This window comes from Novosphingobium panipatense, from assembly GCF_900182875.1.
In the GTDB taxonomy this organism is placed as follows: Bacteria; Pseudomonadota; Alphaproteobacteria; order Sphingomonadales; family Sphingomonadaceae; genus Novosphingobium; species Novosphingobium panipatense.
In genome coordinates, this window is sequence record NZ_FXUI01000028.1 from 1 (window position 1) to 13,847 (window position 13,847).

A 13,847-nucleotide genomic window follows, 5' to 3' on the forward strand; every position below is an offset into this window, starting at 1 on the left:
GGCTGAGCGGCAGGTGCTGGATCAGCGTGAGCTTGTCAGCATGACGGAGGGGGAGCCAGCCTATGCAGGCGTGCGCGTCCCCTACGATGGCGACATAGGCCGGTGCGCCATGCTCCCCAGCATACCAGCCCGGATGAATGACTGAGAGGCCAAAGTCTGCGGTAACGGCTTCGAAGACGCCATGCCCCTCGACGTGCTCGATCACGCACTCCACACCATCAATGGCAAAGCTCATGCCATGCTCGTCGCCCGTCAGCATTAGGTCGATAAGGCCGGGGCAGTCAGTGAGCATGATCGCAATGAACATGCCCGTATTTATGGTGGTGTAATGATTGGTTAGGCGTCGACTAGCCGCTCACTGGGTGTCAGACTCAACATCGTCGGTCCCGTTTGCTTCCCGCACCAAGTTTCTTCGCCAAGCAGGCGTCCACCCGTTCTTTATTGCGACCTGCATCTCGGTCCATTTTTCGGGATCGATTGCCACGCTTGCGGCTTCTATCCCCGGCGGCGCTTCGATCCGACCCAACCGAATCGCCTCCCAGTCCGCCTTATTCTCTGGCAGCGCATTATTGGGATCGAAGGTTTCGAGCATCCGTTTGACTTCAGTTCGGCTGACTTCTTTTCCCTGCTCAGACTTCCATCCACGTTTAGTGAGATACCTCACCAGCTTGGCAATGGGCAGTTGGCCCCGATGGTCATCCTTCCGTAGATGGACGATGAATGAGGCAGCGTCGAGGAACCATCCCATTTGTCGCTGACGGCCGTTCTTGCCCGCGCTTGCTCTGCTCGCGACCTGACCATCATATCGCTCTTGCTCAGTCAGTTCGTGCCTCGGTTTCTGACCCATGCTCCACCAAATGTTCGGACCCAAGCGCTGCCCATTGACCTGCCCTAAAACCGCGTTCGTCAACGAGGTGCGCACCCCTTGGCAAGTAACTCACGTCAAGGGATTTTTCCAATGAAGATCACGAATATCGACCCAATCGTTAACATGGTCCTGAATCCGCTCACGCCTGAAGAAGCCGCTGTGTCTGGTTTCCGCGTCATGCACCAAGAGGCGGCTCAGTATGGCGGGCTGGAGCACATGTTGAGCCGATCAAAAGACCTGCTCCAGCGCATCGAACAGCTAAACAAAGAAATCGAGGCGTTGAAGGACAGGGCTGGGGCCGCAGAACGCGCGCTCACTGAAGCTCGGAAGGCATGTCGGTCGATTGCCGCCGAGCAGGCTCTCAAGACGGAAAGCGAACTGACGCAACGTTTCGCTATGGCCGTGCGCAAAATGATCAGCAGAGACGATCAGAAAAAGCCTGCGATTGACATACAGGTGCCGCGCAATCCGGCCAAGGTGCGAGTGTCGGGCAAATCCGCCGCGAGTTCGCCTGCTCGTTCTGTCAGGCGGGTGACAGCAAAAAAGCGTCGGGGCGCTGACAGTGAAGAGTTGGTCCTCAACCTGCTTACCAAGCAGTGGAAATGCATTAGCACGCTGCGTCGTCAGGCCAATCGCAACGGCTTCACTGGGTCTGAAGGCACAATCCGATTTGCAGCAGAACGCCTGACTGACGCGGGGAAGGCCGTGGAAGGACAAGATCACGAAGGGCGTATCGCCTACCGCGCCGTCTGATCGATTGAAATAGGTGGTGCCCCGGTAAAAATGCCGGGGCACTGGAAAATAATAATGCGTGGCAGGTTATACTCGTGTTAAATAGAATATAACATGCTCACGGGATCATCCCGGTAAGTTGAACTCATCGATGGACTTTGTAGGTGTCTGACCAGCTTGGTCATCCGCCGTGTTCCGGGCAGTGGGAGGGTCGAGCAGCCGAGCGGGATCGTTGCCGCTTGCCCCACTGAGGGCCAACAAGAGACGAGAATAGAGGAAGGCACCGTGCGTGAAGCTCACGACCTTCCTCGCGGCGGGGATCAAGACCTTGCGGTCCACCGTCGCGAGCTTCCAGAAATGGATAACCGTCGCAAGCCCCGGAGGGGGCTCGGGAAAGCGCGCCAGAGTCGGGTTTCGGGCGACCACCGGCCATCAGTAAAACGTGAAGGGCGCGAGCAAGGCCATCGGATCGCAAAGTGAGATGAAGATTTCCCCCTGTCATTATACCCGCAAAACGAGCGCGTATGGTGACAGGGGATAAAGTGCATCTTCAACGCAAGTGAGATGAGAAAATACCCGATTGATAAACACCTGTATTATTCATCAGGAAGCCAGAAGATTGGCAGCGGCGCGGTAGCGCTGATGCCAGCGAACTGGCAGTCGAGCGCAAAGCGCTCGGCTCTCAACAGGCTGCTGAACCAAACGCTTTGAGGTTCGCAGAAACCGGTATCGCATATTTGCTGTCCTCCCCTTAGCAAAAATGCTACCCTGCTCCCGACGCCGGGGGTATTTCGTGAATCATCAAGCGCTTGCATCGTTTATCTGGTCTGTGGCCGATCTGCTGAGGGGGGATTACAAGCAGTCGGAATATGGCCGCGTGATCCTGCCGTTCACGGTGCTGCGCCGTCTCGATTGCGTGCTTGAACCCACCAAGGCGGCGGTGCTCAATGAGCTTCAGGCGAAGATGGCGCTGGGCCTGAACCCCGAGCCGTTCCTCCTGCGTGCCGCCAAGCAGGGCTTCTACAACACCGATCCACTCGACCTCAGCAAGCTGATGGGTGATCAGGACAATATCCGCGCCAACCTCGTCCGCTACGTCGAGGGCTTCTCTCCTGCCGTGCGCGATATCTTCGAGCAGTTCGAGTTCCACGCCCAGATTGACCGGCTCGCCAAGACCGGGCTGCTCTATCAGGTCACTGAGCGCTTCACCCGCATCGACCTCCACCCCGACAAGGTGGACAACGCGGCTATGGGCCTCGCCTTCGAGGAGTTGATCCGCAAGTTCGCTGAAATCTCGAACGAGACGGCCGGTGAGCACTTCACCCCGCGTGAGGTCATCCGGCTTATGGTCCACCTTCTTTTCACTGAGGATGAAAAGATCCTCACGAAGGAGCAGGTCGTCCGCACAATATATGATCCCACCGCAGGGACAGGCGGAATGCTGTCTGTTGCCGGTGAATATATGGAGGGTCACAGCAATAAGGGGCACCTGACTATGTTCGGTCAGGAACTCAATCCTGAATCCTACGCCATCTGCAAGGCGGACATGCTCATCAAGGGGCAGCCGATCGAGAATATCGTGCAGGGCAATACCCTGTCCGACGACGGCCACCACGGCCGCACCTTCGACTACATGCTGTCGAACCCGCCGTTCGGCGTCGAGTGGAAGAAGGTCGAGAAGCAGGTCCGCGCCGAGCACGAGCAAAAGGGCTACGATGGTCGTTTCGGCCCCGGCCTGCCGCGCGTATCGGACGGGTCGCTGCTGTTCCTCATGCACCTGCTGTCGAAGATGCGCCCACTCAATGAGGGGGGCTGTCGGTTCGGGATTGTCCTCAACGGCTCGCCCCTGTTCACGGGCGGGGCGGGCAGCGGCGAAAGCGAAATCCGCCGCTATGTGCTGGAAAGCGACCTCGTTGAGGCGATCGTAGCGCTGCCCACCGACATGTTCTACAACACGGGGATCAGCACCTACGTCTGGGTCATCAGCAACCGGAAGCCGGAGGCTCGCCGGGGCAAGGTCCAGTTGATTGACGCCTCTTCCATGTGGCGCAAGATGCGCAAATCCTTGGGCTCGAAGCGCAAGGAAATGTCGGACGCCCAGATCGCCACGGTGACCAAGCTGTTCGGCGGGTTCAATGAGGCGCAGCTTGCCATCAGCTTCGACGCGGACGGCCGGGAGATTGCGCGCGACGTGGTGATCGAAGGCGAGCCGGTGCCCCCAGCACCGGAGGGCGGCAAGGTTAAGCTCGCGCCGCTGTCGCGCATCTTCCCGAACAGCGCCTTCGGCTATCGAACCATCACCGTCGAGCGGCCGCTGCGCGACGATGCGGGCGAGATCGTGCTGGGCCAGCGTGGCAAGGCGAAGGGCAAGCCGCAGGCGGACAGCGCCCTTCGCGACACCGAGAATGTGCCGCTCAGTGAGGATGTCGAGACCTATTTCGCGCGTGAGGTGCTGCCGCACGCGGACGATGCGTGGATCGACCACGACAAGACCAAGGTCGGCTACGAAATCCCGTTCACCCGCCACTTCTACGTCTTTGAGCCGCCGCGTCCGCTCGCCGAGATTGACGCCGATCTTGAGGCCGTCACTGACCGGATCAAGGGCATGCTGGAAGGGCTCGCGGCGTGAGCTTTCCGTCATATTCATCATATCAAGACAGCGGGGTGGAATGGCTTGGTGAGGTGCCGAGCCATTGGACAGTCACCGGACTAAAGCGCGCATTTTCCATCGCGGGTGGTTCCACGCCTAAGTCAGATATCGAGGATTATTGGGGTGGTGATATCCCATGGATCACCCCCGGTGATCTCAGCAAGCTGAGCACTAAGTTCATTTCCGATACGGCGAGGAAGATCACAGCCAGTGGGCTGGCGTCATGCGCGGCATCGCTAAGCCCAGCGGGTAGCATTGTTATTTCGACACGCGCTCCCATAGGATCGCTTGCCGTCACTGAGATCGGCGCAAGCACAAATCAGGGCTGTAAAACGCTCGTCGTTAAGGACGGCGTAAGCGCTACCTTTGGATATTATGCTCTGTCGATCGCAACCGAGCAGTTGAATGTTCGCGGGAAGGGATCGACGTTTCTTGAGATTTCAGCGGATGATCTCGGCGCATTCGCGCTGCCGTTCCCGCCTCAATCTGAACAGATCGCCATCGCCGCCTTCCTCGACCGCGAAACCGCCAAAATCGACGCGCTCATTGAGGAGCAGCGGCGTTTGATCGCGCTGCTGAAGGAGAAGCGACAAGCCGTCATCTCCCACGCCGTCACCAAGGGCCTCGATCCGCACGCCCCTTTGAAGGACAGCGGTATCGAATGGCTCGGCGAGGTGCCCGCGCATTGGACTGTCACCAAGTTCTCACGCGCTATCGCCTTCCAAGAAGGCCCGGGCATTATGGCCGCTGATTTCCGCGAAGAAGGCATTCCACTGATGCGCGTCGCTGGGGCGTCAGGTCGATGGGCATCGCTGGATGGCTGCAACTACCTCGATCCTGAAAAAGTGGCGACCAGATGGAAGCACTTTCGGCTCGAACTTGGCGACCTGATCATCAGCGGCAGCGCAAGTATGGGCACCGTGTGTGAGGTAGGCGCTGAGGCCGTTGGTGCTGTGCCATATACCGGGCTGATCCGCCTCACTCCGGTTGATGGAGCAACTACCCGCGACTTCGTGCGCGCAGTGGTGGGTTCATCAATGTTTTTTACGCAGATCGATCTCCTGAAGGCTGGCGCTACGATCCAGCACTTCGGCCCCACTCATCTCCGTCAGATGATCATCGCGTTGCCGCCTCTCGCCGAACAGGCCGCAATCTCAAGCCACGTTGATAAGCTGAACAGCCGCTGTTCCGATTTGATGCAGGAAGCCGAACAGACGATCGCGCTGCTCAATGAGCGCCGCGCCGCTCTCATTTCCGCAGCCGTCACCGGAAAGATCGATGTTCGCGCCTCCGCCAAGGTGCTGCCGTTCCCGATTGAGCGCGCACGGGCACGCGGGCTTGTAGGCACCGAGATCATTGAGCGATCTGCGGGTCAGCCGACCTTCGGTCGCGTGAAGTTCCAAAAGGTGGTGTTTCTCGCAGAGGGGCATGTCGGCATCAGCGAGCTTGAAGGCTCTTACCTGCGTGAAGCCGCTGGTCCGCTCGATCGCGCTCTCATTGACGACATGGAGAGCGGCGCTCACCGGCTCGCTGGGATCGAGCGCGATCAACCGGGCGGCTCCGGCACCACCAACACCTACCGCCTTGGCCCAGAGCGCCGCGCGCACCGCCAAGAGCTTGCCGACTGGCTTGGCCCCGACCGCACAGCCAAGCTCGACAAGCTGATCACGGACTTCGCTGACTTGAGCACAAGGGGCGCTGAAGCTGTCGCTACTCTCTATGGCGTGTGGAACGACGCGCTCGCTGAGGGTGCCTCGCCGTCCGATGACGAGATCATCAACGGCTTTCTGAACGATTGGCACAATGAGAAGCGCAAGAAGTTTCGTGCCAGTGATTTACCTGAGTGGCTGGGGTGGATGCGCCGCCACGGCATCGTGCCCAACGGCTCCGGTCCCAAGAGCGCGCGACAGATTGGAGCGCTGCTGTGAGCCCAGCGGTCGGCCGCTCGTTGGAGCTTTACTACATCGACGGCCGCCCGGACGGCATGGTCACCGCCGAGTTGTTCAACTGGACCGGCCACGTCCTGCTGTTCCCGCGCACCCAGTTGAGCGCGGCACTGGCCCGCAGTGAGGCCAGCTATGCAGGCGTCTACCTGTTGCTGGGCGACCAGAACGGCGAACCCTTCGCCTACATCGGTGAGGGTGAGGATATCGGCGCGCGCATCCGTCAGCATGACGTGCGCAAGGAATGGTGGACCAGCGTCGTGCTCGTCACCGCCTCAGCGAACAAGCTCAACAAGGCGCACGTCCGCTACCTCGAAGCGCGGCTGATCGCGCACGCCAAGGCGATCGGGCACACGCCGCTCGACAACCTGACCGCGCCCGTGCTGCCGATCCTCAGCGAAGCCGATATCGCCAAGATGGAGGCGTTCCTTGAAAACCTGCTGATTGTTCTCCCGGCCGTGCGGGTGGACATGTTCATCCAGCGCGCTCGTTCCCATCGGCCCACCGCTCCGGCGATGCCGGGGCGAACGATCGCCGATCCGCAGACAATCAGCGCAGGCGGCACGCGCTTCATGCTGGAATCGCGGAAACATGGTCTGCGTGCCTCGGCGGTTCTCACGGACGGTGAGTTCGTCGTTGAGGCTGGATCAATGGGCAGACGCGAATGGACTGGTCTCGACCACCATACCTACGCCTCGCTCTATGCGGAGCTTCGCCGGTCGGGCGTGCTCACTGAACAGGGTGGGCATTGCGTGTTCACGCAGGATTACGCCTTCCGCAGCCCGAGCGCCGCAGCAGCAGTCGTTAACGGCAGGGCATCGAACGGCCAGATCGATTGGCGCACCGCTGACGGTGGCCTGACCTACAAGGACTGGGAAGCGCGACAGATCGCCGCCCCGGTGGGAGCAGTGGCATGAGCACCGTTCAGCCTGACTATTGGGAGCGGCTCGTTCGCGAGCTTACCCGTCTCCCGGCTGAGACGGGCTGGGTCGAGTTCAAGCTCAACAATAGCGATCCCGACATGATCGGGCAGCGCATCTCCGCGCTGTCGAACTCCGCTGCGCTTGAGGATCAGGAAACCGCATATTTGGTCTGGGGCGTGCAGGATGAAACGCACGAGATCGTCGGAACCACCTTCAATCCTGTCGGGGCCAAGAAGGGTAATGAGAATCTGGAGGCATGGTTGGTGCGCATGCTCGCACCACGCCTCAACATTGCGTTTCACTCTCTGACGATCGACGAAAAACCGGTTGTCGTGCTTGAGATACCAGCGGCCAAGGGTCAGCCGACCCGATTCAGCGGAAGCGAATGGATCAGAGTTGATTCGACGACCCATCCGCTAAGGGATCATGGGGGCAAAGAAGCCGAGCTTTGGCGGCAGTTCGACCGTCGTCCGTTCGAGAGCCTAATCGCTCAGTCTGACTGCACTGAAGATGAGGTAGTCGAACGGTTGGACTATCCGGCCTATTTCGAGCGGCTCAATCTGCCGCTTCCTGCTGACCGGCGCGGCATTATCGCCAAACTCGCCGAGGATCGGCTCATCATTCGCAATGAGGCAGGGCATTGGGACATCACCAACCTTGGCGCGATCCTTTACGCGCGCCGCCTGCCTGATTTCCCCGGTTTGGCGCGAAAGGCGATGCGGGTCATCGTCTACAAGGGCAAAACTCGCGTCGTTACCGAGCGTGAGCAGGAGGGGCTGCGTGGCTATGCCTCTGGCTTCGAAGGGCTCATGGAGTGGATCGACAGTCAGTTACCGCGCAATGAGGTAATCGGACAAGCGCTGCGCCGTGCTGTGCCGCTATTTCCCGAACTCGCTGTTCGCGAGTTGGTCGCCAATGCGCTCATCCATCAGGATTTCAGCATTGGCGGCACAGGGCCGATGGTCGAGATTTTCGATGGTCGCATCGAGATCACTAATCCGGGCACCACCCTGATCGACATTCAGCGTATCCTCAATCACGCCCCCCGCTCTCGCAATGAGGCACTCGCACGCTTCATGCGTCGCGTAGGCATTTGCGAGGAGCGCGGCTCCGGCATTGACAAGGTGGTGGAGGAAACTGAGGCGCATCAGCTTCCTCCACCCCTTTGGGAGCAGCAGGATGCCGCATTTCGAGTGACGCTGTTCGCGCCGAAGCCGTTCCGAGAAATGGATCGGCTGGAGCGCGTGCATGCCACCTACCTCCACGCCTGCTTGCGCTATGAACAACGGGAAACCGCCACAAACGCCTCATTGAGGGAGCGGTTCGGCGTCGATCCGCGCAACTCGGCAACCGTCTCGCGCATCATCAAGGACGCGCTTGAGGAGGGAGTCATCAAGCCATTCGAGGAGGGGCAGGCCAAGAAGGCTGCTCGCTACCTGCCGTGGTGGGCATGAGTTTGTTTGACGGGTATTTGATCGGGAGGGTCTCGCGAGGCGATTGGGATTCAACTTCCGGTGGAAAACCGGGGTTTTCTCAGCCGGATTTGTTTGATCGGCTACTGTCGCAGGAGGCCCTAGGAGCGCTCCATGGTTCTCAACCCCATACTCCGAGCCAGCCATGAGCATCCATAAGGAAGTCCGTTTCGAAGACGAAATCTGCTCCCACCTCGCTGAGCATGGCTGGCTCCACGAACCCGGCGGCGCTGCGCTCTACGACCGCAAGCGGGCGCTGTTCGCGCCCGATTTAGTCGCGTGGGTGCAGGAGACGCAGCCGAAGGTATGGGAGTCACTGAGCCGTAGCCACGGCTCGGCCGCTGAAAGCGCGCTGCTCGACCGCGTGCGCAAGCAGATCGCCGATCGCGGCACGCTGGATGTGATCCGCCATGGCGTTGAAATGGTCGGGGTGCGAGGCATGATCTCGCTAGCCCAGTTCAAGCCTGCGATGGGCATGAATCCCGACATTATCGCCGCCTATCAGGCGAACCGCCTGCGTGTCGTGCGTCAGCTTCGCTACTCGGTGACGAACGAGAACTGCTTCGATCTGGCGCTATTCCTCAACGGCATTCCCGTCGCGACCGCCGAGTTGAAGACGGACTTTACCCAGTCGATCACTGACGCCATCGACCAATATCGGTTCGACCGCCTGCCCCGTCCCAAGGGCGGCAACTCCGAACCGCTGCTGACCTTCCCCAGCGGTGCGCTCGTTCACTTCGCCGTGAGCAACAGCGAAGTCCACATGACTACCAAGCTGGCAGGGCCGACCACGCGGTTCCTTCCGTTCAACAAGGGCGATGCAGGCGGCGCAGGCAATCCGCTCAATGAACACGGGCACCGGACGGCATATCTGTGGGAGGAAATCTGGGAGCGAGAAAGCTGGCTGGAGATCATCGGCCGCTACCTCGTCGCTCAACGTGATGCAAAGCGGGCGATCACTGGCATCATCTTCCCCCGCTATCACCAGCTTGATGCCACTCGAAAGCTGCGCGCAACCGTGCGTAGCGAGGGGGCAGGCGGCAAATACCTGATCCAGCACTCAGCAGGCAGCGGCAAGACCAACTCGATTGCGTGGGCGGCGCATTTTCTCGCCGACCTCCACACTGATGCCGACGAGAAGCTGTTCTCCACCGTCATCGTCGTGTCGGATCGTAACGTCATCGACGCCCAGCTTCAGGACGCACTGTTCGGCTTTGAGCGGACCACCGGCGTGGTGGCGACGATCCGCAGTGAGGGCGGTGCAAAGAGCGGTCAGCTTGCCGAAGCGCTGGCTCAGGGCAAGAAGATCATCGTCTGCACCATCCAGACCTTCCCCTTCGCACTGGAGGCCGTCCGCGATCTTGCCGCCACGCAGGACAAGCGTTTCGCCGTCATTGCGGACGAGGCGCATAGTTCCCAGACGGGTGAGGCGGCTAAGAAGCTCAAGCAACTTCTGTCCCCCGAGGAGATTGCTGAGCTTCAGGATGGTGGCGAGGCCAGCGCCGAGGACATTCTGACCGCTCAGATGGCAGCGCGCGCGGGCGACAGCGGCGTCACCTACGTGGCATTCACTGCCACGCCCAAGGGCAAGACGCTCGAACTGTTCGGCCGCAACCCACAGCCCGATCAGCCACCCGGCCCCGGAAATCTGCCGTCCGCCTTCCACGTCTATTCAATGAGGCAGGCGATTGAGGAAGGCTTCATCCTCGACGTCCTCAAGAACTACACGCCCTATCGGCTCGCGTTCCGGCTCGCCAATGAGGGACAGGAGTGGGACGATCAGCAGGTCGAGCGCAGCACGGCGCTGAAGGGCATCATGCGCTGGGTGCGGCTGCACCCCTACAACATCAGCCAGAAGGTGCAGATCGTCGTCGAGCACTTCCGCGAGAACGTTGAGCCGCTGCTTGACGGCAAGGCCAAGGCCATGGTCGTGCTGGGGAGCCGGGTCGAGGCGGTGCGCTGGAAGAAGGCGATCGACAGCTACATCAAGTCGCAAGGTTACGGCCTTGGCACGCTCGTCGCCTTCTCCGGTGAGGTGAACGATCCTGAGTCGAACGACGAGCCGGTCACTGAAGGCAGCGCCTCGCTCAATCCCGGCCTCAAGGGGCGCGATATCCGTGATGCGTTCGCGGGCGGGGACTTCCACCTCCTGCTGGTCGCCAACAAGTTCCAGACCGGCTTCGACCAGCCGCTATTGTGCGGCATGTATGTGGATCGACGGCTTGCGGGCATTCAGGCGGTGCAGACACTATCGCGCCTCAACCGTGCGCACCCCGGCAAGGACACCACCTACGTCCTCGATTTCGTGAACTCGTCCGAGGAAATCCTCACCGCCTTCCGCACCTACTACGACACCGCCGAGCTTGAAGGCGTCACTGACCCGAACCTCGTCCTCGATCTTAAAGGCAAGCTCGACGCCAGCGGCCACTACGATGATTTTGAAGTCGAGCGCGTCGCTGCGGTCGAGATGAACCCCCGCGCGAAGCAGGGTGATCTCATCGCTGCGATCGAGCCCGTCGCCGACCGACTGCTCAAGCGCTACAAGGCCGCGCAGGACCGCCTGCGCAGCGCCCGCGAGCGCAACGACGATGACGGCGCGTCGGACGCTCAGGATGAGGTGAACGCACTGGTCCTGTTCAAGAACGACATGGCATCATACCAGCGCGCCTACAGCTTCCTGTCGCAGATATTCGATTACGGCAGCAGTGCGGTTGAGAAGCGCTTCCTGTTCTATAAGCGGCTGGTCCCGTTGCTGGAGTTCGGTCGCGAACGCGAGGGCGTGGACCTGTCCAAAGTCGTGCTGACGCACCACAGTCTCAAGGATGAGGGGCAGCGTCGCCTCGACGTGTCAGGCCGCGATGAGAGCAAGCTCAAACCGATGACCGAGGTCGGTTCCGGGTCGGTGCAGGAGAAGGAGAAGGCGCTGCTCGCCGAGATCATTGAGCGCGTAAACGATCTGTTCGGCGCTGATACGACCGATGGCGACCAACTGAGCTACGTCACCACGCTGCGCGACAAGATGCTGGAATCAGATGCGCTGGTGACACAGGCGGCGAACAATACCGAAGCGCAGTTCGCCAACTCACCCACGCTGAAGGATGAGTTGATGAACGCGATCATCGAGGCGTTTGAGGCGCACGCTTCGCTGAGTAAGCAGGCCCTCGACTCACAGAAGGTGCGCGATGGCCTGAAGGACGTGTTGCTCGGCCCTGCTCAGCTTTACGAGGCACTCCGCGCACGGGCTGGGGGGGATCGAGTTCCAGCTTGATTCTGAGGCCGATCCGCATGCCTTCCACGGCTTCGCGGATCATGTCGTCGATGGGATCGTCTCGGCCATCCGCTGACGGTAGCGGGTCCATCATGTGCATCGGTTTGCTATGCTGCCCCCAATAGCCCCAGCCAGTATTCATGCTGAGCCCACTTTCGCTGAACGCGGCGCTGAGGCCCACGCAGTTGAGCCTGATGCTAAGCGGTTCGATGTTGCGGGCCAGTTTCCACAATGCCGCGCGCAGCGAGTGCTCGTCCTCGCCGGTGATCGGGTCATGGTCGGTGAAGATCAGGCAGACGAAGTGGCCCGAAAACACGCGACGCTTGCCGGTTTCCACGATGCCCATCGTGAATCGCAACGATGATATCCCGTCCTCGTCCTGCACTTGACAGTCACCCGACTGCCTCACTTCATAATGTCGCCACGCCATGCCTTTCTCCTAACTCACCTATTTAGGCAGTCAGGATCAGCGACCTTTCGGCTTCACTGCTTCCTGTTCGCGGCGGTCGATCGCTTCCTCAATGAGTTCACGCACGAAATCACCCTGCCGGGTATCACCGCGTAGAGCGTCAATGCGCGCCTTCGTCCCCGCGCGCGCACGGAAATGAATGGCTTCATCGAAGAGTTTCGGTTTCGTCACTCGTCGAGAGATAGCGGTATCGCTTTCTTTCATCCAGCCCCGAACAGCCTTCTCTCGTTGACGATATAAGCGGTATCGCTTATGGATAAGCGGTATCGGTTAAGAGTTCAAGCCGTGACGCAATCAGTGAGGGGAAAGAATGGCAATCGGTTCGGCAATCGAGCGGAGCGGCACCATCTCGGTTTATGATGAGAGGGGCGTGCTTCTTTTCAGCCGTTCGGGCGCGCTGCTCGGCTACACTCCAAGCACCCTGACGATCCGACAAGGCTCGGAAACCAAGACCTTTGATGCGCGAGGCGTCTTGAAGTTTTCGCGCTGACCCTTCGCTTGATCGATCAGCCTTGTGGTGGGGAACAATGGAAATCTACAATCCGACGCAGATCATCGTGCATGAAAAGACCCACTCCCGGCTTGTCGAGACGCTCGCCATCATTGCCATGGGCGGCGGGCATGATCAGATCGGACTCGGTTACTGGCTCCAAAAGGAGCGCATGCGGATTGTAGTGGCACCGCTGCGCTTCGACACGATCGGTGAAATGGGAGACCTTGATCCCACCGTTCCCAGCAACCGCCTGCTTGATGATGTCGTCGTTGAGTTTGCTAGTTTGAAAGACGCCCAGCGGTTCATGGACCAATGGGCCTGACCAAACAGACCTGAGCACGAACTCCTAAAGACTGTCTTCTCTGCATTTTATCGTTCCGGTATGCGCGGTGGCCGCGACTGGACCTTCGATGGCATCGCCGCCAAAGGCTGCGCCCACCAAATGTTCGCGCGTTGGCTTTTGGTCAACCGGTCTTGCAAATAGCTGCCTATCGAACGCTTGTGAAAACGACATTGCTAAGCACAGATGTGCCCTATCGATGCACTCATCAAGAACAAGCGTGAGGTATTCATGTAAACGGCGAGAACGGAGTGACTTCTATGGGCCTTGACTTATACGCAGCCTGCAAAATCGACAATGGCATAAAAACCGAGCCCACCATCACCGTCTTTCAGGCTTTTCCCAATATCCCTCCCTTGTATGAAAATCCCGCATTCTTCAGGCTTCGCCACTTCGATCCGCGTTCGCTCGTGGACGCTCTATCCGGTGACGAGAAGTGGGCCAGTTTGGCGGCTAGGTTCTACGGCAATCTTCCCGGTAGGCGGCATTATTTCCCCGATCAGTCAATCGCGCAAATGCCACAAGACCTTCCAGATTCCTGTCTTCCACGCGTGATGTCTCCGAGCGAGGCGCTCTCTATTGCCGATGAGATCATGCGGTTTCATCACGAAGATGTTCCCGCAGCCGGATCGTATCTCCGGTTCTGGGGCGTGCGGGAGCATCCCATTCTGTGCAGTTTCTAGTGGAGG

13 protein-coding genes are annotated in these 13,847 nt (G+C 59.8%); 10 read left to right on the top strand and 3 right to left on the bottom strand.

Going from position 1 to position 13,847, the window contains the following annotated elements; translation table 11 throughout:
* On the bottom strand, window positions 1-307 hold a 307-nt coding region (locus tag QOL62_RS18970; protein WP_283407225.1), incomplete at its 3' end, for a hypothetical protein.
* Between the two features lie 48 nt (window positions 308-355).
* On the bottom strand, window positions 356-910 hold the full coding sequence (locus QOL62_RS18975; protein ID WP_283407226.1) for a hypothetical protein: 555 nt from the start codon (window positions 908-910) through the stop codon (window positions 356-358).
* 48 nt (window positions 911-958) lie between these two features.
* Here QOL62_RS18975 and QOL62_RS18980 point away from each other — a divergent pair, with 48 nt between their 5' ends.
* The 7 genes from QOL62_RS18980 (at window position 959) to QOL62_RS19010 (ending at window position 12,245) form a co-directional block, all read left to right on the top strand.
* Window positions 959-1,621: a hypothetical protein gene (locus tag QOL62_RS18980; RefSeq protein WP_283407227.1), complete on the top strand. Its 663-nt coding sequence runs from the start codon at window positions 959-961 to the stop codon at window positions 1,619-1,621.
* A gap of 739 nt (window positions 1,622-2,360) precedes the next feature.
* Window positions 2,361-4,229 (top strand): type I restriction-modification system subunit M, encoded by a 1,869-nt coding sequence (locus QOL62_RS18985; protein WP_283407228.1) that lies wholly within the window; start codon window positions 2,361-2,363, stop codon window positions 4,227-4,229.
* A gap of 35 nt (window positions 4,230-4,264) precedes the next feature.
* A complete protein-coding gene (locus tag QOL62_RS18990; protein ID WP_283407229.1) occupies window positions 4,265-6,178 on the top strand; it encodes a restriction endonuclease subunit S in 1,914 nt (637 codons plus the stop codon).
* Window positions 6,175-7,110, top strand: coding sequence for a GIY-YIG nuclease family protein (locus QOL62_RS18995; RefSeq protein ID WP_283407230.1), 936 nt, complete (start codon window positions 6,175-6,177; stop codon window positions 7,108-7,110). The genes QOL62_RS18990 and QOL62_RS18995 overlap by 4 nt, the downstream gene beginning before the upstream one ends.
* Entirely contained in the window at window positions 7,107-8,570 is a 1,464-nt protein-coding gene (locus tag QOL62_RS19000) for an ATP-binding protein (RefSeq protein WP_283407231.1), read from the top strand. The genes QOL62_RS18995 and QOL62_RS19000 overlap by 4 nt, the downstream gene beginning before the upstream one ends.
* Before the next feature lie 163 nt (window positions 8,571-8,733).
* Window positions 8,734-11,856 carry a type I restriction endonuclease subunit R gene (locus QOL62_RS19005; protein ID WP_283407232.1) on the top strand — a complete coding sequence of 1,041 codons (3,123 nt, stop codon included), beginning with the start codon at window positions 8,734-8,736 and terminating at the stop codon, window positions 11,854-11,856.
* Between the two features lie 140 nt (window positions 11,857-11,996).
* A complete protein-coding gene (locus tag QOL62_RS19010) occupies window positions 11,997-12,245 on the top strand; it encodes a hypothetical protein (protein ID WP_283407233.1) in 249 nt (82 codons plus the stop codon).
* Window positions 12,246-12,322: 77 nt separating this feature from the next.
* Here the strand turns inward: QOL62_RS19010 and QOL62_RS19015 are convergent, their stop codons facing one another.
* Window positions 12,323-12,496 (bottom strand): hypothetical protein, encoded by a 174-nt coding sequence (locus QOL62_RS19015; RefSeq protein WP_283407234.1) that lies wholly within the window; start codon window positions 12,494-12,496, stop codon window positions 12,323-12,325.
* Window positions 12,497-12,635: 139 nt separating this feature from the next.
* Here QOL62_RS19015 and QOL62_RS19020 point away from each other — a divergent pair, with 139 nt between their 5' ends.
* The 3 genes from QOL62_RS19020 to QOL62_RS19030 all read left to right on the top strand — a co-directional run bounded on the left by QOL62_RS19020 (window position 12,636) and on the right by QOL62_RS19030 (window position 13,841).
* Window positions 12,636-12,815 carry a hypothetical protein gene (locus QOL62_RS19020; protein WP_188074065.1) on the top strand — a complete coding sequence of 60 codons (180 nt, stop codon included), beginning with the start codon at window positions 12,636-12,638 and terminating at the stop codon, window positions 12,813-12,815.
* A 37-nt stretch (window positions 12,816-12,852) separates the two neighbouring features.
* Window positions 12,853-13,140: a hypothetical protein gene (locus QOL62_RS19025; protein ID WP_188074066.1), complete on the top strand. Its 288-nt coding sequence runs from the start codon at window positions 12,853-12,855 to the stop codon at window positions 13,138-13,140.
* Window positions 13,141-13,418: 278 nt separating this feature from the next.
* Window positions 13,419-13,841, top strand: a complete 423-nt coding sequence (locus QOL62_RS19030) for a hypothetical protein (protein WP_283407235.1) — start codon at window positions 13,419-13,421, stop codon at window positions 13,839-13,841.
* Window positions 13,842-13,847: the final 6 nt, after the last annotated feature.